This is a genomic window from Paenarthrobacter sp. AR 02, from assembly GCF_021538675.1.
Taxonomy (GTDB): domain Bacteria; phylum Actinomycetota; class Actinomycetes; order Actinomycetales; family Micrococcaceae; genus Arthrobacter.
In genome coordinates this window covers 103814-126349 of sequence record NZ_JAJUKH010000013.1, presented here as the reverse complement: position 1 = coordinate 126349, position 22536 = coordinate 103814, and the positions used below count along the sequence as shown (strand labels likewise).

16 protein-coding genes are annotated in these 22536 nt (G+C 64.8%); 4 read left to right on the top strand and 12 right to left on the bottom strand.

The window, feature by feature from the left end; translation table 11 throughout:
* Positions 1–561 precede the first annotated feature (561 nt).
* The 3 genes from tyrS to LRQ04_RS19075 all read right to left on the bottom strand — a co-directional run bounded on the left by tyrS (position 562) and on the right by LRQ04_RS19075 (position 4897).
* Entirely contained in the window at positions 562–1872 is a 1311-nt protein-coding gene (gene tyrS / locus LRQ04_RS19085; RefSeq protein WP_235521880.1) for a tyrosine--tRNA ligase, read from the bottom strand.
* Positions 1873–1909: 37 nt separating this feature from the next.
* A complete protein-coding gene (locus tag LRQ04_RS19080) occupies positions 1910–4138 on the bottom strand; it encodes an ATP-binding domain-containing protein (RefSeq protein WP_235521879.1) in 2229 nt (742 codons plus the stop codon).
* A 90-nt stretch (positions 4139–4228) separates the two neighbouring features.
* A complete protein-coding gene (locus tag LRQ04_RS19075; RefSeq protein WP_235521878.1) occupies positions 4229–4897 on the bottom strand; it encodes a DNA-3-methyladenine glycosylase in 669 nt (222 codons plus the stop codon).
* A gap of 82 nt (positions 4898–4979) precedes the next feature.
* On the opposite strand from LRQ04_RS19075, the gene LRQ04_RS19070 reads away from it, so the two are divergent.
* Positions 4980–6482, top strand: coding sequence for a DNA-3-methyladenine glycosylase 2 family protein (locus LRQ04_RS19070; protein WP_235521877.1), 1503 nt, complete (start codon positions 4980–4982; stop codon positions 6480–6482).
* 110 nt (positions 6483–6592) lie between these two features.
* Here LRQ04_RS19070 and LRQ04_RS19065 read toward each other — a convergent pair whose 3' ends face one another.
* The 9 genes from LRQ04_RS19065 to argC form a co-directional block, all read right to left on the bottom strand.
* On the bottom strand, positions 6593–7330 hold the full coding sequence (locus LRQ04_RS19065; RefSeq protein WP_235521876.1) for a maleylpyruvate isomerase family mycothiol-dependent enzyme: 738 nt from the start codon (positions 7328–7330) through the stop codon (positions 6593–6595).
* An 83-nt stretch (positions 7331–7413) separates the two neighbouring features.
* Positions 7414–8829: an argininosuccinate lyase gene (argH, locus tag LRQ04_RS19060; protein ID WP_235521875.1), complete on the bottom strand. Its 1416-nt coding sequence runs from the start codon at positions 8827–8829 to the stop codon at positions 7414–7416.
* A complete protein-coding gene (locus LRQ04_RS19055) occupies positions 8829–10034 on the bottom strand; it encodes an argininosuccinate synthase (RefSeq protein ID WP_235521874.1) in 1206 nt (401 codons plus the stop codon). The genes argH and LRQ04_RS19055 overlap by 1 nt, the downstream gene beginning before the upstream one ends.
* Positions 10035–10119: 85 nt before the next feature.
* Positions 10120–10656 (bottom strand): arginine repressor, encoded by a 537-nt coding sequence (locus LRQ04_RS19050; protein WP_235521873.1) that lies wholly within the window; start codon positions 10654–10656, stop codon positions 10120–10122.
* Positions 10656–11660 (bottom strand): ornithine carbamoyltransferase, encoded by a 1005-nt coding sequence (argF, locus tag LRQ04_RS19045; protein ID WP_235521872.1) that lies wholly within the window; start codon positions 11658–11660, stop codon positions 10656–10658. Before argF ends, LRQ04_RS19050 begins: the two co-directional genes overlap by 1 nt.
* Positions 11657–12997, bottom strand: a complete 1341-nt coding sequence (locus LRQ04_RS19040) for an acetylornithine transaminase (protein ID WP_235521871.1) — start codon at positions 12995–12997, stop codon at positions 11657–11659. The genes argF and LRQ04_RS19040 overlap by 4 nt, the downstream gene beginning before the upstream one ends.
* Positions 12994–13938 (bottom strand): acetylglutamate kinase, encoded by a 945-nt coding sequence (gene argB / locus LRQ04_RS19035; RefSeq protein ID WP_235521870.1) that lies wholly within the window; start codon positions 13936–13938, stop codon positions 12994–12996. The genes LRQ04_RS19040 and argB overlap by 4 nt, the downstream gene beginning before the upstream one ends.
* A 10-nt stretch (positions 13939–13948) precedes the next feature.
* Entirely contained in the window at positions 13949–15115 is a 1167-nt protein-coding gene (gene argJ / locus LRQ04_RS19030; protein WP_235521869.1) for a bifunctional glutamate N-acetyltransferase/amino-acid acetyltransferase ArgJ, read from the bottom strand.
* Entirely contained in the window at positions 15112–16143 is a 1032-nt protein-coding gene (gene argC / locus LRQ04_RS19025; RefSeq protein ID WP_235521868.1) for an N-acetyl-gamma-glutamyl-phosphate reductase, read from the bottom strand. Before argC ends, argJ begins: the two co-directional genes overlap by 4 nt.
* 168 nt (positions 16144–16311) lie before the next feature.
* Here argC and LRQ04_RS19020 point away from each other — a divergent pair, with 168 nt between their 5' ends.
* The 3 genes from LRQ04_RS19020 (at position 16312) to LRQ04_RS19010 (ending at position 22526) form a co-directional block, all read left to right on the top strand.
* Entirely contained in the window at positions 16312–17400 is a 1089-nt protein-coding gene (locus LRQ04_RS19020; protein ID WP_235521867.1) for an acyl-CoA desaturase, read from the top strand.
* An 85-nt stretch (positions 17401–17485) separates the two neighbouring features.
* The gene (locus LRQ04_RS19015; RefSeq protein WP_235521866.1) at positions 17486–18451 is read left to right on the top strand and encodes a quinone oxidoreductase; all 966 of its coding nucleotides are present in this window, start codon (positions 17486–17488) and stop codon (positions 18449–18451) included.
* Between the two features lie 118 nt (positions 18452–18569).
* The gene (locus LRQ04_RS19010) at positions 18570–22526 is read left to right on the top strand and encodes a Pls/PosA family non-ribosomal peptide synthetase (RefSeq protein ID WP_235521865.1); all 3957 of its coding nucleotides are present in this window, start codon (positions 18570–18572) and stop codon (positions 22524–22526) included.
* The last annotated feature ends 10 nt before the right edge of the window (positions 22527–22536 follow it).

The following is a 22536-nucleotide window of genomic DNA, read 5'->3' as shown; positions in this document are numbered from 1 at the left end:
TACCCGATCAACCAGCACTTCGCAAATCAACGTTTCCGTGATTCCCGAGCCAATCAACCGGCCCCGCCCTGCACAGGAACGCTAAAAAGCGAACCATTTTTCAGGCTGTTATCAAGGGGGTTCGGCCCCCGCGGCGTCCAGCTCCAGGCTGTCTCACTCGCGGCGACTCAGAAGACATTACACGCCCACACGCCCCCACACAAATCACCCCCAACACCACCACAAACCCTGACAAACACAGGCCAAAACCCCCAAAACAGCCCCTCAACCGCCAAAAACAACCACAAAACCGCGGGCGTGAACCCCGTCACAACACCCACCCACCACCCCCACCCAACGCCAAACACCCAACCCCAACCCACCGCTGTCGAACACCCCCAAACCAGCCGAACATGAGAGAGCGTCCACCCCAAACCGGCGGAACGTCAGAGAGCGTCGGTCTGAAACAGGCTGAACGTGAGAGAGCGTCCACCCAAAACGAAAGCCACGGGGCTTAAACACAAAAAAGGCCGGCAACCATAACGGTTGCCGGCCTTTTTCGAGCTGGATTGTTGACTGGATTTAGGCTGAAACCTCAATCGTGGCCAGGTTCTTTTTCCCGCGTCGCAGCAGCAGGTACCGGCCGTGAAGCAGTTGGTCCTGGCCGATGACGGCGTCGGGATCCGAAACCTTGGCGTTGTTCACGTAGGCACCGCCTTCGCCCACAGTCCGACGGGCTGCGGACTTGCTGTCCGATAGACCGGAGGCAACCAAGAGGTCGATGATCCCCAGGCCGTCAGCGCCGATGGTTGCCGAGGGAAGTTCCGCAGTGGCGGCTTCCAGGGTGCGTTCGTCCAGAACCGTGAGGTCGCCGTTGCCGAAAAGTGCGGCCGAAGCGGCAATCACTTTCTCGGTTGCGTCCACGCCGTGCACCAGCGAAGTGACTTCGTAGGCGAGCTTCTTCTGGCCTTCCCGGGCGAAGGGACGTTCCGCCACGGACTCCCCCAGCGCCTCGATCTCTGCACGCGAAAGGAAGGTGAACACCTTGAGCCGGTCCACGACGTCGGCATCCGCGGTGTTCAGCCAGAACTGGTAGAACGTGTACGGGCTGCACATTTCGGGATCGAGCCAGATGGCGTTGCCCTCGCTCTTGCCGAACTTGGTGCCGTCCGAGTTGGTGATGAGCGGTGTGCCCAGGGCATGCACGCTCTTGCCCTCCACCTTGCGGATGAGTTCCGTGCCGCTGGTGAGATTGCCCCACTGGTCCGAGCCGCCGGTCTGCAGGGCACAGCCGTAGTCGCGGAACAGCTGGAGGTAGTCCATGCCCTGCAGGATCTGGTAGCTGAATTCGGTGTAGCTGATGCCCTCGTCCGAGTTCAGTCGTGAGGCGACAGCGTCCTTGCGGAGCATGGTGCCCACACGGAAGTGCTTTCCAATTTCACGCAGGAAGTCGATGGCGCTCAGCGGGGCGGTCCAGTCAAGGTTATTGACCATCCGGGCCGGGTTTTCGCCCTCGAAACTCAGGAAACGGCGGACCTGGCCCTGAAGGTAGCCGACCCACTCTGCAACGGTGTCCTTGGTGTTCAGGGTGCGTTCCGCCGTCGGGCGTGGGTCGCCGATCAGGCCGGTGGATCCGCCGACCAGGCCGAGCGGCTTGTGGCCGGCCAGCTGAAGGCGACGCATCACCAGCAACTGCACGAGGTTGCCAAGGTGCAGTGACGGTGCGGTGGGATCGAAGCCACAGTAATACGTGATCGGGTCCCCGGCGAGCAGCTTTTCCAGTTCCGTTTCATCAGTGGAAACGTGGACAAGGCCGCGCCATTTGAGCTCCTGCCAGACGTTGGCAAAGGCGGGATCGTTGTGCTGGGACTCGAGGTTGTTTACGTGTGACACGAGATCTAAGTTAGCAGGATTGCAGCCCGTGAATTTCCTAGCGCTCGATGCCCGCCGGTACCGGCGCAGCGGCGATGAGGCGCAGGCGCTGCGTGGCACGGGTCATGGCCACGTAGAGGTCCCCCACCTTGCCATGTTCATGGTTCAGCATGGCAGCCGGTTCCAGGACTACAACACCGTCGAATTCCAGGCCCTTTGCTTCCTTGGGGCTGATCACGACGATGTCCTGCTCGTAGCTTCCGGCACCCGTGCCGATACGCGATCCGTAGACCTTCCGCAGTGCAGCGGTGGCCTGGGGAAGCAGGGGCCCGTCGGCTATGACTGCCAGCAGGCCGCCGTCGAGCGCTTCCACCTCCTCCGGCAGGACCTCAACCAGGCGCGGGACAATTCCGTCGGCCTCTACGTGATCGACAATGGGCGACCATTTGCCCTCGCGGACAGCCTTGGGGGCCGAGACCACAAGGCCCGCCCGATTAGCCATCCGGACGGCAGCCTCGGCGATCTGCGACGGAGTGCGGTAGTTGACCGTGAGTTCTTCAAGCCTCCAGCGGTCACCGAACGACGGCGCCAGGGCACTTTGCCACGAATTGGCACCGGCCGCTGCGCTCGTCTGGGCAATATCGCCCACGATCGTGAAGGACTTGAGCGGGCAGCGCCGCACCAGGAGCCGCCACTGCATGGGTGAAAGCTCCTGGGCTTCGTCAACCACAATGTGGCCAAAGGCCCATGAACGGTCGCTGGTGGCACGCTCGGCCGCCGTGAGGCGGCCCTCGCGCTCCTGGTTCTGCTCAGCAAGCTCCTCTGCGGTCACCAGGACGTCCACGCCCATGGCTTCCATGTTGGCAAGGGTCTGCTTGGCGTTGGCAAGGTCGCGGGCACGATCTGCTTCTTGCTGGGCCAATCCCCTGCCGGCGGCCGGGTCAAGTTCGCCCAGCAGCTCGGCTGCTTCGTCCAGCAAAGGAACGTCCGCTTCGGTCCACGGGGCGTCAACGGGCCGCTGCAGGAGTGCGCGCTGGTCCGGCGTAAGGTTCGGCGTGCAGGCCTCAAGGATGGCGGGCTTGCTGAACAGCTCGGAGATGAGTTTCTCCGGCGTCATCGGCATCCAGCAAAGATTCAAGGCGATACGGACGTCGCGCGCGGAGCGGACGTCTTCGGCGAGGTAGGCGCGATCAGCGTTGTTGCCGATGTTCGATTCTTCGACAAGGTCCGTCAACTGCTCAGTGAGCTCGCGGAGGAGGATCTTGACGAAAGTGAGCCTGGCTTCGTTATGCGGCTTGCCCGTTGCACGCGCTTTCTCCCGGGCACGCCGTACCTGGCGGACCGTGAGGGTGAGTTTCCGCGAATCAACTTCCAGGATGCGGTCTTCGGCGGGGGTCCGCTGCCGGTTGGCAACAGCGTTGGCAACAACTTTGGCCATGTCCAGCTTGCCCTTGAGGGCAGCAACGTCCGCGTCTTCCTCGGGAACGGCGTTGATGCCCGGCATCAAGCGGCCCAGGCTGGCCATCACCACGCCGGTTTCACCCAGCGAGGGCAGCACGCGTTCGATGTAGTGCATGAACGACGACGACGGGCCAACCAGCAGGACGCCGGCGCTCTTGAGCCGATCCCGGTGCGTGTACAGCAGGTAGGCAGCACGGTGCAGGGCGACGGCAGTCTTACCGGTACCCGGTCCGCCCTGAACCACAAGCGCTCCGGAAATGGAGGAACGGATGATCCTGTCCTGCTCCGACTGGATGGTACCTACGATGTCGGACATGCGGCCCGTGCGCTTTGAGTTCAGCGCCGCCAGGAGGGCACCCTCGCCCTGAAGGGACTCGTCGTCGGCCAGCAGACCGGCGTCCAGGACGTCGTCTTCGATCGCCTTGACGTCCCGGCCCTGCAGGATCAGGTGCCGACGACGGCGCACACCTTGGCGATCGAAGGCGGTCGCCTGGTAGAAGTGGCCTGCCTCGGGAGCACGCCAGTCGACCATGAGCCGTTGAAGGTCGGCGGTGGACAGGCCGATGCGACCGATGTACTGGGCTTCTCCGGAGTCCAGATCCAGCCGGCCGAACACCAGGCGGTCGTCGACGGCGTCGAGCTGGGCCAGGCGGTCTTCGTACAGTGCCGCGAAGGCGTCACGTTCGGAAACGTTCTGCATGGTTCCCACTGCGCCGGTCTTGCGCACTTGCGCCAGCTGCTCGCGCTTTTCTGCGCGCAGCTCATCGAGCCGGGCGTACAGCCCAGCCACATATTCCTGCTCGTGGACCAAATCAGCGTCGTGCATCGAACCGTAACCCCTATCGCAAAAGACAGACCTACCACTCTACAGCGATTTCGGTAAACGTGTGGGGCTGGAGTCATGTGGCGGATGACGTCATGTGGCGGGCGTGCGGTTTCGGGCCTTTGCCGCTTTATAACGCGACACCGTGGGGTCATCTTCGATCCAGAAACGCCACGGATAGTCAGTGCTTCCTCCCGGTCCGGCAACCCCCACTCGCGGGCCGCTCGCCACCGCTGCCGCCGGGGTCCTGGGCAACCAGAGGCTGAACGGTTCCGCGAGCGCGTCACGTCCGGTGTCCGCCGTCGTAAGTCCCAACGCCGAAGCGAGCCTGGCAGGTCCGCTGGCCAGGTCTTTGTGAGCCTTGGACGCCGGCCTCCGGAGGGCGGCCAGCCCTTCTCCTTCCACAATTTCGCCTGCCCGCAGGAGCAGCGCGGAAGCAGCGCCGTCGGGACCGCAGACGATGTTGGCACAGTAATGCATGCCGTAGGTGAAGTAGACGTACAGAAACCCCGCAGGGCCGAACATGGGTGCGTTCCGTGGCGTGGGGCCGCCAAAGGTGTGCGATCCGGGATCCGGGTGTTCCGAATCCCGTGGGCCCATGTACGCCTCCACCTCCGTAAGCCTGACCGAAACAGGACCGGCTTCGGAGTGGTGCGTCAGGACGCCGCCGAGGATCAACGGAGCGATGGCACGCGGATCTCCCGCGAGGAATTCGCGGACCTTGGCTGGCTCGAGAAGGTAGTTCTCCACGGACTGGCTCATGCCCAGACCCTAGCAAAGTCGCCCGAACGGCTATGTCCGATTTCCGCTAGCAGTCGCCCAGTTCCGCTGGCAGGATGGAGCCATGGACTTCTGGCAGCGCTACAGGGCAATTGACGCCCGCGACATCCGGTTCGACGGTCAATTCTTTACTGCTGTCAGCTCCACCGGCATCTATTGCCGACCGTCGTGCCCCGCCCGGACGCCGAAGGCCGAAAACGTCACGTTCTATGAGACCTCGGCTGCAGCGCACGAGGCCGGCTACCGCGCGTGCAAACGCTGCCTCCCTGAGGCAGTTCCTGGAACGTCGGCGTGGAACATCCGCTCGGACATCGCCGGCCGGGCAATGCGGTTGATCAACGACGGCGTCATCACGCGCGAGGGCGTGGACGGCCTTGCCCACCGTCTGGGCTACTCGGCACGGCAACTCAACCGTATCCTCAGCCAGGAACTGGGCGCCGGTCCACTCTCCCTGGCCCGCGCAAGCAGGGCGCAGACAGCCAGGACGCTGCTGGTCTCCACTGACATGCTGCTCGCGGATGTGGCGTTTGCGTCCGGCTTCAACAGCGTGCGGCAATTCAACGACACGATCGGCGAAGTATTCGCGATGACCCCGACGGCGCTGCGCGCCACCGCTGCAAAGTCCGTGCAACGCTGGCGTGCTGGGACGTCGCCGGTCGAAGCTCCCGCGGCACTGACGTTGAACCTGCCCTACAGGGAACCGTTCGATCCCGGGATTTTCGACTTTCTGGCGGTTCGTGCCATTCCAGGCATCGAATATGCCAGCACCTCCGGGGACGGAACCAGGACCTATGGACGCACCCTGCGCCTCCCCCGAAGTACCGCGTCGTTCTCGGTTTCCTACAAGCCGGCCTCCCCCGCCAAGCCGTTGCAGCTCAACGCCAGCGCTGTAGACCTCCATGACCTCCCCACCCTGTTGAGTCGTGTCCGGAGGCTGTTCGACCTGGACGCTGATCCGCGGGCGATCGATGATGCCCTCGCAGCAGACCCCCGACTCGCGGCCAGCGTCACAACGATCCCCGGAATCCGGATGCCTGGAGCCGTCGACCCCGAGGAACTCCTGGTGAGGGCAATGATCGGTCAACAGATCACTGTGGCTGCCGCCCGCACCGCGCTGACCCAGCTCTCCGCGGCCGGCTCCACGATCGAAGGGGCCGGGCCAGGACTGGAGAGGCTGTTTCCGACGACGGCGGACCTCGCCGACAAGGGTCGGGCACTGCTGCGCGGACCCCAGCGCCGGATCGACTCGATCATGGCCGCCAGTGAAGCCATGGCCACAGGGAAACTCGATTTTGGGTACGGCGACGACTTTGAAAGCCTGGAACGCAAATTGCTCCCGCTCCCCGGCGTGGGGCCATGGACGGTTGGGTATGTTGCCATGCGTGTGCTGGGCGCCCCTGATGTCTTCCTTGCCAACGACGCCGCCGTCCGGAACGGGTTGAAAGTCCTGCCGGTCCTTTCGGGGCTCAGCCCCGACTTCACGGAAGTCAGCCCGTGGCGCTCCTACGCCACCATGCACCTGTGGCGGGCGGCAGCCAAGCGCCCTGTTTCAGCCGCCGGGAAGTGAGAGAGCGTCAGCGGTTAGCGGGCGGGACGTGAGAGAGCGTCCGGCCCAAACGTCCGGGACGTGAGAGAGCGTCCGCCCCAAGCGTCCGGGACGTGAGAGAGCGTCAGCGGTTAGCGGGTGGCTGGCTGGGCCGCGGGCCAGGGCAGGAGCTCAGGTAGTTCTACGCCGTCGGCGGCTGCGGTGGCACGCAGGCTTCCGAGGCTGGGTTCGCGGCCGGCTAGCCATGCGGCGATGTCCGTCAGCATTCCGGTGATGGCGATGGAGGTGCTGCCACTGCCGATGCTCATCTGGGGAAGGCCCGTGGGTTGAAGTACCAGCTTGTACTCTCCCGGAACACGGGCCGCCAGGAACCCGATGAGGTGTTCGCAGAACGGCCGGCTCCACGTCTCTGGTCCAAAGCCGAGCCCCAGGTCCGAGGCATGGATGGTCAGTTCGCTCCACAGTGCCAGTCCGCCGTCGAGCACTGTCCCGTCACGGTAGGTGATGGGCGCTTGCCAATCGTCGGGTTCCAAGGCATCGAACGACGCAACCGCGGACTCCACCGCCTTGGTAACTGACTCCGTGTGCTGGGCCACGCTGTGTCCCGCCGCAAGTTCGATTGCCTTGTTACGGCCGTCCATGCCGCCGTCGTACAGTTCGATCTTCTCGCCGCGCCGTGCGTAGTCGAGTTGGCGGGCCATCGCGTTGGCGATTCCGGTGATGTGCGCCAGCACGTGGCCGCGGGTCCAACCGGGGAGCTGGGATGGGCCAGCGACGGAGGCGTCGTCCAGTTTGGCGAGGAGGCGGGTGACGGTGCCGGCGGCTTTGTGAAGCTCTGCGGGCAACGCCCCAGGGGTGATCTGAGTCATAGCGCCATGCTAACGCACGCTTAAACACCTGTGGGACGGCACATGATGTGCCATCCCACAGGGGTGTTCAAGGTCCAGCTGTACTAGCCTGCGTAAGAACGGGCTGCGTCCAGTTCCGCTTCCAGTGCCGCCAGTTGGCGTTCGACGGCGGCTGGTGCCGTGCCGCCCTGGGAGTTCCGGCTGTTGAGCGAGCCTTCGGTGCTGAGCACGCTGCGGACCTCGGGAGTAAGGTGCTCGGAGATCGCCGCGTATTCCTCGTCCGTCAGGTCCCACAGCTCAACGCCACGGCTTTCGGCCTGCTTGACGGCAGCACCAGACAGCTCGTGGGCTTCACGGAAGGGCACGCCCTGGCGGACCAGCCATTCTGCGATGTCCGTGGCCAGCGCAAAGCCCTGGGGAGCCAAGGATTCCATCCGGTCAGTGTTGAACTTCAGGGTGGCGATCATGCCGGACACGGCCGGGAGCAGCAGCTCAAGGGTGTCGGCAGCGTCGAACACAGGCTCCTTGTCCTCCTGAAGGTCACGGTTGTAGGCAAGAGGCAAGCCCTTGAGCGTCGCCAGCAACCCGGTCAGGTTGCCAATGAGGCGGCCGGCCTTGCCACGTGCGAGCTCGGCAACGTCCGGGTTCTTCTTCTGCGGCATGATCGATGACCCGGTGGAGTACGAGTCATGCAGCGTGACGAAGGAGAACTCCTTGGTGGCCCAGAAGATGACTTCCTCGGAGATCCGGGACAGGTCCACGCCGATCATGGAGCAGACCCAGGCGAACTCGGCGAAGACGTCGCGGGAAGCGGTGCCGTCGATCGAGTTGTGCACGGCCGAGAAGAACCCCAGGTCCGCGGCAACAGCCTCAGGGTCCAGGCCCAGCGACGAACCGGCCAACGCACCCGAACCGTACGGCGAAACACCGGCCCGCTTGTCCCAGTCCTGGAGGCGCTGCACATCGCGCAGCAAAGCCCAGGCGTGGGCCAGCAAGTGATGGCTCAAAAGGACCGGCTGGGCGTGCTGCAGGTGCGTGCGGCCAGGCATGGCGACACCGTGGTGGGCCTTCGCCTGCTCAACCAGTGCGTCAACCGTGGCCAGCACTCCCTGGGCAATAATGCGCGCGTGGTCCCGAAGGAACATGCGGCCAAGGGTAGCCACCTGGTCGTTCCTCGAACGGCCGGCGCGAAGCTTGCCGCCCAACTGGGTGCCGGCACGCTCGATCAGCCCACGCTCCAGTGAACCGTGCACGTCCTCGTCGCTCTCAGCGGGAAGGTAGGCGCCACTGGCGACGTCCTCGTCCAGCTGGGTAAGGGCAGCGAGCATGCCTTCAAGCTCAGCGTCATCCAGCAGTCCGGCCTTGGCGAGCACGCGTGCGTGCGCCTTGGAACCGGCGATATCGTAGCGGGCCAGCCGCCAGTCAAAGTGCGTGGACTTGCTCAGTGCGGCCAGCGCATCCGCAGGGCCGCCGGCGAACCGCCCACCCCACAGTGCGCCTTCGTTTGTTGCCGACGTCATTACTCGCCCGCAACCCGCAGGTCGCGGCCGGAAGCAACCTTGGAGGACATGCCCCACAGCTCGATGAAGCCGCGTGCCATGGACTGGTCGAAGGTGTCGCCGGTGTCGTAGGTGGCGAGGTCGAAGTCGTACAGCGACGTCTCGGAGCGGCGACCGTTAACGATTGCCTGGCCACCGTGCAGGACCATACGGATGTCACCGGAAACGTACTTCTGGGTGTCCTCGATGAAGGCATCCAGGGAGCGCTTCAGCGGGGAGAACCACTGGCCGTCGTAGACCAGCTCTGCCCAGCGCTGGCCAACGGTGGCCTTGAAACGGGCCTGCTCGCGTTCGATGGTGATGTCTTCAAGGTGCTTGTGGGCGGTGATCAGCGCCATGGCACCCGGGGCTTCATAGATCTCGCGGGACTTGATGCCAACCAGGCGGTCCTCGACGACGTCGATGCGGCCAACGCCCTGGGCGCCTGCACGGCGGTTCAGTTCCTGGATGGCCTGCAGCGGGGTGACCTTCACGCCGTCGATCGCTACCGGCACGCCGGCCTGGAAGGAGATGATGACCTCATCCGGTGCCGGCGGGAATTCCGGGGTGGCCGTGTAGTCGTAAATGTCCTTGGTGGGCGCGTTCCAGATGTCCTCAAGGTAGCCGGTTTCGACGGCGCGTCCCCAGACGTTCTGGTCGATTGAGTACGGGTTCTTCTTGGTGGTCTCGATCGGCAGGCCCTTTTCCTCGGCGAAGGCAATGGCCTTGTCGCGGGTCAGCGCGAGGTCGCGGACGGGTGCGATGCACTTCAGGTCCGGGCCGAGGGTCTGGATGCCCACTTCGAAGCGGACCTGGTCGTTGCCCTTGCCGGTGCAGCCGTGGGCAACGGTGGTGGCGCCGAACTCGCGGGCAGCCTTCACGAGGTGCTTGACGATGACCGGACGCGAGATCGCCGAAACCAGCGGGTAGTGACCCTGGTAGAGGGCGTTGGCCTTCAGCGTGGGCATGGCGTACTCGTTGGCGAACTCGTCGCGGGCATCAGCGACGTAAGCCTCGACGGCGCCGCAACCGAGGGCGCGCTGGCGGATGGTCTCCAGGGACTCGCCGCCCTGTCCAACGTCGACGGCCACAGCGATGACCTCGGCGCCGGTGGCTTCACCGATCCAGCCAATGGCTACGGACGTATCAAGGCCACCGGAGTAGGCCAGAACAATGCGCTCAGTCACGAGTGTGCTCCTTTGTTGTTGCTTGGTTCATTCGAATCAATGCTGTGTGAATTAGGTGCTGCTGAATCAATACTGTGTAAAGCAGTTAGTTGCCCGGGCCGGCTTCTTCGGCCATCCGCAGGAACCTGGCTGCCAGTTCTGCCCCGCCGTCGGGGTCCCGTGCGACCAGCAGCAAAGTGTCATCGCCTGCGATCGTACCCAATACGGACGGCATCACGGAGTGGTCGACGGCGAGTGCCAGGAAGTTCGCCGCACCCGGAGGCGTGCGCAGGACGACGATGTTGCCCGATGCTTCCGCCGTCACCAGCAGTTCCCCGCAGAGCCTGGAGAGCCGTGCGTCCAGGATTTCCTGGGTGACCCCGCTCTTGGCATTGCGGTCGCCGCCTTCCCCCGGGACGGCGTAGACCAATGCGCCATCCTTTCCACGCACCCGCACGGCACCCAGTTCCACAAGGTCGCGGGACAGGGTGGCCTGGGTGACCTGGACGCCGTCGTCCGCCAACAGAGCTGCAAGCTCTGCCTGGGAACGCACGGACTCACCCGTCAGGATCGCGGTGATTCGCGCCTGGCGGGCAGTCTTGGTGGCTGGGCTTGCGCCCGGCACGGACGGATTGGTGGACACTAGAACGTGCTCTCCCCGGTGCCTTCAACCGGCGAAAGACCCTCGACGAAGGCAAGCCCCGAGCGGTGCATCAGCCACGCCATGAGTGCCTTCTGGGCGTGCAGGCGGTTCTCGGCCTCGTCCCACACGATCGACTGCGGGCCATCGATGACGCCGGCTGAAATCTCGTAGCCGCGGTAAGCAGGAAGGCAGTGAAGAACGACGGCGTCCGGCGCGGCTTGCGCCATGGCAGCTTCATCCACGGAGTAGTCGCGGAACAGCTGCAAGCGGGCTTCCTTTTCGGCTTCCTGGCCCATGGAAACCCACGTGTCCGTCGCCACGACGTCGGCGCCGTTGAGTGCTTTGGCGGCGTCACTGGTGATCAGGACGGAACCACCGGTCTCCGCGGCGCGCTCCTCGGCTGCTGCCACGATTTCCGGATCCGGCAGGTAGCCTTCGGGACCGGAGATGCGGACGTGCATACCGGCGGTCACGCCGGCCAGCAGGTAGGAGTTGGCCATGTTGTTGGCCGCGTCCCCCAAGTAGGCCATGCTCAGTCCGGCCAGTTCGCCCTTGTGCTCCTTCACGGTCAGGAGATCTGCAAGGAGTTGGCACGGGTGGTAATCGTCGCAGAGGGCATTGATGACGGGAACCTTGGAGTTTTCCGCCATGGCCACGAGGCCGGAATGGGCGCCGGTGCGCCACACGATGGTGGAGACCATGCGCTCCAGGACCTTCGCGGTGTCTTCCACGGATTCCTTGTGGCCAATCTGCGCTTCACCCGGGTTGATGATCAGCGCGTTGCCACCCATGTCCGCAATGCCCGTGGCAAAGGAGACACGCGTCCGGGTGGAGGTCTTGTCGAAGATCACGGCAACAGTCTTGCGGCCGTTGCCCTCCGCGGCGAAGGGCTGCACGCTGTACGGCGCTGCCTTCATCCTGACGGCGAGGTCCAGGACCTCGGCCTGCTCGGCAGGGCTCAGGTCCGTGTCCTTGAGGAAGTGGCGGGTGGTTGACGTGCTCACTGTGCGTCCTTAGCGGTTTGGGCGGTAGCCGTGGCGATCAAGGCGGGCAAAGCTGACAGGAACCGGTCGGCCTGCCCGGTGGTCAGGATCAGCGGAGGTGCGAGGCGGATGGTCCGTGGTCCCGGACTGTTGATGATGAAGCCGGCATCCAAAGCTGCCGTCACCATGGCGGGTGCGATGTCGGCGTTCACATCGAAGCCGATCAGCAGGCCCTCGCCGCGGACATCGGTGACGGCCTCAACGGAGGCCAGGCCCTCGCGCAGGTGTGCCCCGACGGCCAGCACGTTCTCCAGGACGCCCTGGCTTTCGATGGCGTGCAGCGTGGCAAGCGCGGCGGCCGTGGCCACCGGGTTCCCACCGAAAGTGGTGCCGTGCTGTCCTGCGGTGAGCAGGGCCGACGTCGTACTTCCGAAAGTGATCAAGGCACCCACCGGGAAGCCGCCACCGAGGCCCTTGGCGAGCGTGACGGCGTCGGGCACGATGCCCCCACCCTCGCTGGCCAGCCACTTGCCGGTGCGGCCGATGCCGGTCTGGACCTCATCCAGGATGAGCAACGCCCCTGCGGCCGCGGTGGTCTCACGGGCCGCCTGCAGGTAGTCGGCGCTGAGGGGCCGGACGCCCGCTTCGCCCTGGATGGGTTCCAGGAAAACGGCTGCGGTGGAATCGTCGACGGCGGCACGCAACGCCTCGACGTCATCGAACGGGATGTGGACCACGCCACCGGGCAGTGGTTCAAACGGGGCGCGGTACGCTTCCTTGGCCGTGAGCGCCAAAGCGCCCATGGTGCGTCCGTGGAAAGCACCTTCGAGTGCGATGATCTTGGTGCGCTTGCCGTCGGAGTTGTTCCGGCGGGCGAGCTTGAACGCGGCCTCGTTGGCCTCCGTGCCGGAGTTCGCGAAGAACACCTTGGAACCCGCGGGAGCGTTGGAGATCGCCAGGAGCTTCTCGGCGAGCGCGATCTGCGTTGGGCTTGTAAAGAAGTTGGACACATGGCCAAGAGTGGCGAGCTGGCTTGAAATGACCGACGTGACGAACGGGTGGGCGTGGCCCAGCGCGTTGACGGCGATGCCGCCGAGGAGGTCAAGGTATTCCTTGCCGTCGGCGTCCCACACCAGGCAGCCGGCGCCGCGCACCAGGACACGCTGCGGGGTGCCGAAGACGCCCATGAGCGAGGACGAGTAACGGGCAAGCCAGTCAGCTCCCGAGCTCTGGGTAACGAGGGTGGTTGCGGCAGCCTCCGCAGCGATGGGGGCCCCGCCCGCTTCGCGGTGCCCGACCACACCCGGCCCCCCATCGCTGCTGCGGCTTTCGGCGGAATGGCTCAGTTCGGTACTCATGCGTTCACTTCCTCGTCGGGGACAACCTGGGTGCCGATACCCGCGGTCGTAAAGGTTTCCAGCAGCATCGAGTGCGCGAGGCGCCCGTCCACGATGTGGGCGCGCTGCACGCCTTCGTCGATTGCTTTGAGGCAGGCGGCCATTTTAGGGATCATTCCGGACTCCAGGCGAGGCAGCATTTCACGGAGCTCGGTGGCCGTCAGCGAGGAGATCAGCGAGGACTTGTCCGGCCAGTTGGCGTAGAGGCCCTCGACGTCGGTCAGGATGACGAGCTTGGTGGCGCCCAGTGCGGAAGCAACGGCTGCGGCGGCGGTGTCCGCGTTGACGTTGAGCACCTGGCCGGTGGTGGAGCCGGTACCGTCTCCCGTGTCCAGGATTTCGGGAGCGACGGTCGAAATCACGGGGATGCGCCCGGCGTCGAGGATGTCCTTGATACCTGCGGGGTCAACCCCTACAACCTCTCCTACGAGGCCAAGGTCCACTTCCTCGCCATCAACAACGGTGCCGGTGCGTACGGCGCGCAACAAGCCGCCATCCTCGCCGGACATGCCGACGGCGTACGGTCCGTGGGAGTTGATGAGGCCGACGAGTTCGCGGCCTACCTGGCCGGTGAGGACCATGCGGACTACGTCCATGGCCTCGGGCGTGGTGACCCGGAGGCCGCCCTTGAACTCGGATTCAATGCCAAGCCGGCTGAGCATGGAGTTGATTTGGGGGCCGCCGCCGTGAACCACCACGGGGTGGATGCCCACGTGGTGGAGGAACACGATGTCCTCAGCGAAGGCACGGCGCAGCTCGTCATTGACCATGGCGTTTCCGCCATACTTGATCACCATGGTGGTGCCGGCAAAGCGCTGGATCCACGGCAACGCCTCGATCAGTGTCCCGGCCTTGTCCTGGGCGTCGCTCATTGACGTGGTCTCCCGAGTGTGCGCAGTCATCGTTTTCCGCTCAGCTTGAGTAGGCGCTGTTCTCATGCACGTAATCGTGCGTGAGGTCATTGGTCCAGATTGTCGCCTCGGCGTCGCCGGCCTGCAGGTCGATTTCGACCAGCACTTCGCGCGGCTCAAGGTCCACCAGATTTCGGTCCTCGCCGATGCTGCCGTTGCGGCAGATCTGGACGCCGTTCATGGCGACGTTGAGTTGATCGGCTTCGAACACGGCGTCCGTTGTTCCCACAGCGGAGAGGACACGGCCCCAATTGGGGTCCTTGCCGAAGATGGCTGCCTTGAACAGGTTGGACCGGGCGACGGACCGGCTGACGGTTTCGGCGTCCCGTTCGCTGGCAGCGTTGAAGGTGCGGATGGCGATGTCGTGGCTGGCGCCCTCGGCGTCGCCGATGAGCTTGCGGGCCAGTTCGGCGCAGACCCGAGTCACGGCTTCGCTCAACTGCTCGGTGGAAGGCAGGGCTTCGGAGGCCCCGGACGCCAGCAGCACCACGGTGTCGTTCGTGGACATGCAGCCATCGGAGTCCGTGCGATCAAAGGTGACGCGCGTTGCATCGCGGAGGACGACGTCGAGCTCGTCAGCAGGCACCTCGGCGTCCGTAGTCAGGACCACCAGCATGGTGGCCAAGCCTGGTGCCAACATGCCGGCACCCTTGGCAATGCCACCGACGGTGAACTGCTTGCCTTCAGCATCGGTTCCGGTGAAAACCGCTTCCTTGGAAACGCTGTCCGTGGTCATGATGGCCGTGGCCGCAGCGGGACCGCCGTCCTCGCTGAGCTCCTTGGCGGCCGCTTCGACGCCCGGGAGGATTTTGTCCATGGGCAGTTGCTCGCCGATCAGGCCAGTAGAGCAAACCACGACGTCGGAAGCTGAGACTCCCAGCACCTCTGCCACTTTCTCCGCGGTTGCGTGGGTGTTCTGGAAACCCTGCGGTCCGGTGCAGGCGTTGGCACCCCCGGAGTTCAGAACGACGGCGTCCACACGGCCGTCGCTGACCACCTGGCGGGACCAGTGCACGGGAGCGGCCGCTACGCGGTTGGAGGTGAACACAGCAGCGGCTGCCTTCGACGGTCCGTCGTTGACGACCAGGGCGAGGTCCGGGTTGCCTGATGCCTTGATGCCGGCTGTGACGCCAGCGGCGCGGAATCCCTTGGGGGCGGTAATGGTCACGGTGCTACTCCCTGCAGGTTCAGGCCGGCGGTTTCATCCAGGCCGAGGGCAATGTTCATGGACTGCACGGCGCCGCCGGCGGTCCCCTTGGTGAGGTTGTCGATAGCGCAGGTCACGATCACGCGGCCTGTGTGCTGGTCAAACGCCAGTTGCATGACGGCATGGTTGGAACCCTGCACCGATTTGGTGGTGGGCCACTGGCCCTCTGGCAGCAGGTGGACGAACGGCTCGTCGTCGTAGGCATCTGCCCAGGCCTGCCGGAGTTCGGCGTACGTCACACCGTGCCCGGCCTTTGCGGTCGCCGTCGTGAGGATGCCCCTGCTCATCGGGGCGAGGGTGGGCGTGAAGGACACCGTGACCGGCTCGCCCGCGGCATTGGACAGGCCCTGTTCGATTTCCGGCGTGTGGCGATGACCGCCACCCACGCCATACGGGCTCATGGAACCCATGACTTCACTGCCAATGAGGTTGACTTTGGCTGCCTTGCCGGCGCCCGAGGTGCCTGAGGCGGCGACAATGACGACGTCGTCCGTCAGGAGGAGATTTTTGGCAAACCCGGGCGTCAAGGCGAGCAGGGCCGACGTCGGGTAGCAGCCCGGGACTGCGATGCGGGTGGCGCCCTTGAGCGCCTCACGCTGCCCCGGCAGTTCCGGCAGGCCGTAAGGCCAGGTGCCCGCGTGGTCCGAGCCGTAGAACTTTTCCCACGCCGCGGCGTCCTGGAGGCGGTGGTCCGCGCCGGCGTCGATCACTACGGTGCCTTCAGGCAGCTGGGCGGCGATCTCTGCGGAAGCGCCATGGGGAAGGGCCAGGAACACCACATCGTGGCCGGACAGGTTTTCCACCGTGGTGTCTTCAAGGATCCGGCTGGCCAAACCATGGAGATGCGGCTGCAACTCCCCTAGTCTGGAACCGGCGTTGCTGTGCGCCGTGATCGCACCGATGGTGACGTTCGGATGGCCCGCGAGCAAGCGCAGCACTTCTCCCCCGGCGTAGCCGCTGGCACCGGAGACGGCAACAGAAATAGTCATGACTCCACTATACAGCAAGAATATTCATGCTGTCCGATATTTATGCATGCCTAATGTGAGCTGTCACATTTGTTAGGACATTGCGCGTATGCTTAGTGGAGGGTGATCCAGACCGTGCAGTCCGAACGTCGGCTGCAGCGTTGCCCGTTAGTGATACGGGGCATATAAATGGCACCCACGTCCACCGCTGAGCGCCCCAAAGCACGCGCAATTCAGCCAAATCCCGTCGTTCAGAGCTACTCAGAGCTCCTCAAGAGCGTCAAGTCCGCAGGACTCCTCGAGCGCCGCAGCGGCTTCTATATCTGGGTTTTCGTAGCCCTGATACTGCTCATGGCCGGCACCTGGCTCGGCTTCGCCCTCATTGGCGAATCCTGGTACCAGCTCCTCATTGCCGCGGCCGTCGGCATTCTCTGCACGCAGTTGAGCTTCCTGGCCCACGAAGCCGGACACAAGCAGATCTTTGCCTCCCGCCGCGCCAACGATTGGTCGGCGCGTCTCCTGGCCACAGGCGTTGCGGGCATCAGCTACTCATGGTGGGAACAGAAACACGGCGCCCACCACAATCACCCCAACGTCATTTCCAAGGACCCCGACATCCGGAACAACGCATTGGTGTTCTACGAGGACGCCGCGGCCGAGCGCAAGGGCCGCCTGGCATTCCTCACGCGCCGGCAGGGCTGGTTCTTCTTCCCGCTGTTGACCTTGCTTGGCCTGAGCCTGCAGTTCGATTCCATCCGCTTTGTCTTCGGCAAGCAGAAGGTCCGGCACCGCTGGGTGGAAACCCCCATCCTCGTGGCACGCCTGACGGCGTTGCCGGTGCTGGCTTTCACCTTCCTGCCCATCGGAATGGCGTTCGCTTTCCTCGGCGTCCAGATCATGGTTTACGGCTTCTACATGGGCGCATCCTTCGCCCCCAACCATAAGGGCATGCCCGTGCTTCCCAAGGACAGCCGCGTGGACTTCCTTAACCGCCAGATCCTGACCTCCCGCAACATCTCCGGCGGTCGCTTCATGGACTTCCTCTTGGGCGGACTCAACCGGCAGGTAGAGCACCACTTGTTCCCGGACATGGCACGTCCGCACCTTCACAAGGCCGCCGGCATCGTGAAGGAATTCTGCGCCAAGCACTCGATTCCCTACACCGAAACCACGCTCATGCAGTCGTACGGGATCGTGGTCAGCTACCTCAACGAGGTGGGCCTCGCAGCAGGCCGCGGCTTCGACTGTCCCGTGGCTTCGACGCACGGACGCCGCTAGCCGTTCGACATGGAAGGCCCCAACCTCCCTAGGATGGATTCTGAAACCGGGCACCGGAAGGACCGCCCCGGAGTGAGGAGCCACCATGACGCACGCCATTGTCGCAAAGCAGCCCGGAGGACCTGAAGTCCTCGAATACGCCTCTGTGGAAGCACCAGCCCCCGGTCCCGGCCAGTTGCTGATCAAGGTCGCAGCTGCCGGGGTGAACTTCATCGAAACCTACCAGCGCAACGGAACCTACAAGGTTGACTACCCCTTCACCCCCGGCGCAGAAGCCGCCGGCACGGTGGAGGCGGTGGGTGAGGGCGTGGAGGACATTGCCGTTGGCGACCGTATTGCCACGGCTGAAGGGTCCCGCACCTACGCCGACTACACTCTCGTGGATGCTGCGAAAGCGCTTCCGGTTCCGGACGGCGTCAACGACCACACTGCAGCTGCCCTTCCGCTGCAAGGGATCACAGCGCATTACCTGATGAACTCCTCCTTCCGGGTGGAGCCGGGACACACCGTCCTGCTGCACGCGGGGGCCGGAGGCGTTGGCCTCCTGCTGACCCAGCTGTTGAAGGCCCGCGGGGCACGCGTGCTTACCACCGTCTCCTCCGACGAAAAGGCCGAGCTGTCCAGGCTGGCCGGAGCTGACGAGGTCCTCCGCTACGACGGTTTCGCCCACAAGGTCCGTGAACTGACCGACGGCGAAGGCGTCAACGTGGTGTACGACGGCGTCGGTAAAGACACCTTTGACGAATCCCTCAAGAGCCTGCGCATCCGGGGAGCCATGGTGCTCTTTGGTGCCGCGTCCGGGCCGGTGCCGCCATTCGATCCCCAGCGCCTGAACGCCGGAGGCTCCTTGACCTTGACCAGGCCAACCATGGCCCACTTCGTGCAGAATACACACGAGCGCCGGTGGCGCTCGGCCGAGATTTTCGACGCCGCCGCCAGCGGAACGCTCTCGGTCAGGGTCGGCGCAACCTACCCCTTGGCCGAAGCTGCCCAGGCCCACCGTGACCTGGAAGGCCGCCGGACCACCGGCAAAGTCCTGCTTCTGCCGTAACTCCAAAGCCCGGCTCCCGAACAACTGGCGACCTACAGGCAAACAGTGGTGCAAGAAAATGTGACGAACAGGAAACGACAGACACCTTTTGTTCACCTTTCTGCGCAAAGCTAGGCCTGTGAGCACAGAACATCCCGTGGGGGCCGGGCCGGCACCCGCCCTGACCACCTACCGCCCCCAGTTGCCGGGCGGCACCGCTGCACCAGCCGAGCGCACGCTGGTGGACATTCTGGAAGAGACCGCAGCGTCCTTCCCCGAGGCTTCGGCTCTGGATGACGGGCAAAAATCACTCAGCTACACCGAACTCCTCAGGGCGGTCAGGGCCTTCGCCGCACGATTGAACGCTGCGGGCCTGGGTCGTGGTGACAAGCTCGGCATCCGCATCCCTTCCGGCACCAACGAGTTGTATATCGCCATCCTGGGAATCCTCATGGCCGGCGCCGCGTACGTTCCGGTTGATGCCGACGATCCCGAGGAACGGGCACGCCTCGTGTTCGGGGAAGCCAAGGTTGCCGCGGTGGTAGGGGCGGGACTTGATATCCGAGCCGCCGGTGCCGCACGCGAGCCTGTATCGGAACCTTCAAAACCGGGGCTGGATGACGACTCCTGGATCATCTTCACCTCGGGATCCACTGGTACGCCCAAGGGTGTTGCAGTTAAACACCGATCTTCCGCCGCCTTCGTTGACGCTGAAGCACGGATTTTCCTCCAAGCCGATCCCATCGGTCCCCAGGACAGAGTGCTGGCGGGCCTGTCGGTAGCCTTCGATGCTTCCTGCGAAGAGATGTGGCTCGCCTGGCGCCACGGTGCCTGCCTCGTCCCGGCTCCGCGGGCGTTGGTGCGGACCGGCATGGACCTGGGTCCCTGGCTGATCAACCACGGCATCACCGTGGTTTCCACGGTGCCCACCCTTGCTGCGTTGTGGCCGACAGAGTCCCTCGAAAACGTCCGCCTCCTCATCTTCGGCGGCGAGGCATGCCCGCCGGAGCTGGCCGAACGGCTCGCCGTCGATGGCCGCGAAGTCTGGAACACTTACGGACCCACCGAGGCCACCGTCGTCGCCTGCGCCGCACCGTTGGGCCGACCCGGCCCGGTTCGGATCGGGCTGCCGTTGGACGGCTGGGACCTCGCCGTCGTCGATTCTGATGGTGTCCCGGTCGCGGAAGGCGGGATCGGTGAACTGATCATCGGCGGCGTCGGGCTGGCCCGCTATCTCGATCCCGCCAAGGATGCCGAGAAGTATGCACCCATGGCCACGCTGGCTTGGGACCGTGCCTACCGTTCCGGGGACCTCGTCCGCTTCGAACCGGAGGGCCTGATTTTCATGGGTCGCGCGGACGAACAGGTCAAGCTGGGTGGACGGCGCATCGAACTGGGCGAGGTGGACGCGGCGCTGCAGGCACTCCCGGGAGTTGCCGGCGCTGCCGCCGCAGTTCAGACCACTGCTGCCGGCAACCAGATCCTGGTGGGCTATCTCGCCCCCGTTGACGGCCACGGGCTAAACCTGGAGCAGGCCCGCCGCCTGCTGGGCGAAAGCCTTCCGGCAGCATTGATCCCCCTGCTCACCGTGGTGGATTCGCTGCCCACCAAGACCAGCGGAAAGGTGGACCGGCATGCCCTCCCCTGGCCGCTGGCGGGAACCAGCGCTGCTGAGGCCAACAACGCGCCCCTGAACCTGCCCGACGACGCCCGTTGGGTGGTGGACCAGTGGGAGTCGGTGCTGGGCAGTCCCGTGAGCTCCCTCGACGCGGATTTCTTCGCCTACGGCGGCGGGTCCTTGGCCGCAGCCCAGCTCGTCTCTGCCCTCCGGGTCCGGTACCCCACCATCACTGTCGCTGACATCTACGCGACCCCGCGTGTCGGAGCCCTGATCGATGCCGCCCGGCAATCACTGCCCGACGGCGGTGCGGCAGGTCCGCCTGTCGAGCGCACCGTGCGTCCCACAGCCTTGAAGTCGCAGATCTTCCAGGTCCTCATGGGCGTGCCCCTTCACATCCTGGTGGGAATGCGTTGGCTCACCTACCTGATGGCCGCGAACAGGTTACTGGCAGACTTTGCCGGATTCGCCGCAGCTCCTGTGGTGTCCTGGTGGTGGATCGCGGCATCCTGGCTGGTCTTCGTCAGCCCGCTGGGCCGTATGACCATTTCGGTAATAGCGGCACGCGTGCTGCTCGGCAAGATCGAGCCTGGCACCTACCCCAGGTCCGGCAAAACCCACCTTCGCTTGTGGCTCGCCGAACAAATACAAGACCTCTCCGGGGCCATCGGCCTCGCCAGCGCCCCGTTCGTGCCCTACTACGCGCGCGCCCTCGGTGCCAGGATCGGCCGGGATGTGCACCTGCATTCCCTGCCGCCTGTCACCGGTCTGCTGTCATTGGGCAATGGTGCCAACATCGAGCCGGAAGTCGATCTCTCCGGCTGGTGGGTGGACGGCGACTCGGTCCATATCGGCCAGATACACGTGGGAGCCGGTGCCGTGGTCGGTGCGCGAAGCACCCTCATGCCCGGTGCCACCATTGGTGCAGGCGCACACGTAGACGCCGGATCCGCGGTCCTGGGCAAAGTGAAGGCCGGGCACTTCGTGGCTGGATCCCCAGCCGAACGACGCGGCAAGGCAAAACACGACTGGCCTGAGTATCCCGCCCGTCCTTCCGCTGTGGACCGGCTGTGGTTCACCGCTTTTGCCGGCGCTTCTGCGCTTCTGGCCCTGATACCGTACATCTCCGCTTTCGCTGCTGCGATGCTTTTTATGGCGTTCATCCAAGGACACGATTCATTGGAGAGCGCGTTCCCCCAGATAGCCATGGCCCTGCCCCTGGCGGCGTTGACGTGGTTCTTCGGAAACCTGGTGCTCATCCTCATTGTTGCCCGGCTCCTTGGCCTCGGTCTTAAGGAAGGGTATTTCCGTGTCCGTAGCCGGATTGGCTGGCAGGTGTGGGCCACGGAACGCCTGCTGGACATGGCCCGCGACCTGCTCTTCCCGGTCTATGCAAGCCTGTTCACGCCTGTTTGGCTGCGCTTGCTCGGAGCCAAGGTGGGCAAGAACGTGGAAGCCTCCACAGTGCTGCTGGTGCCCAGGATGACGACCATCGGCGACGGCGCGTTCCTGGCTGACGACACCATGGTGGCATCCTACGAACTCGGCGGTGGCTGGATGAAAATCGCCCCGGCCAAGATCGGAAAACGGTCATTCCTTGGTAACTCCGGGATGACGGCGGCCGGGCGCAATGTGCCCAAGAACTCCCTGGTAGCGGTCCTGTCGGCCACCCCGGCCAAGGCGAAGTCGGGCACGTCGTGGCTGGGCAGTCCCCCGGTCAGGTCGCGCCGCACAGCCGTCGACGCGGACCAGACACGGACATTCCAGCCGCCCCCCAAGCTCAAAATCGCCCGCGCACTGTGGGAATTGTGCCGTTTGGTTCCTGTCATCCTGACTGTTGCCATCGCCGTCGGGGTCATGCTGGTCCTCGATTGGCTGGCCCGGGGATGGGGCTACTGGATCGCGGCGATCCTCGGCGGCGTCGTGATGTTGGCAGCCGGAGGCGTGGCAGCACTCAGCGCCATCGTCGCCAAGTGGGTCCTCGTGGGCACTATCCGCGCTGGCGAACATCCGCTCTGGAGCTCGTTTATCTGGCGCAACGAGGTTGTGGATACGTTTATCGAAATGGTCAGTGCGCCGTGGTTCGCCAGGTCCGCTGCGGGCACGCCCGCCCTGGTGTGGTGGCTGCGCGGGCTCGGCGCCAGGATCGGCCGCGGTACCTGGTGTGAAAGCTACTGGCTCCCCGAAGCCGACCTCGTGACACTTGGCGAGAACTCCACCGTCAACCGCGGCTGCGTGGTCCAGACACACCTGTTCCACGACCGCGTCATGAGCCTGGATACCGTGACGCTGGGCAACGGGGCCACCATGGGTCCGCACGGCGTCATCCTCCCCGCGGCCAGCATCGGTGACGGCGGAACGGTGGGCCCGGCGTCGCTGGTCATGCGTGGCGAAACTGTCCCTGCAGGGACGTACTGGATGGGCAACCCGGTGAGCCCGTGGGTGGGTCCGTCTGCACAAGCGCCCCGTCTCAAGTAGATTGGGCAGA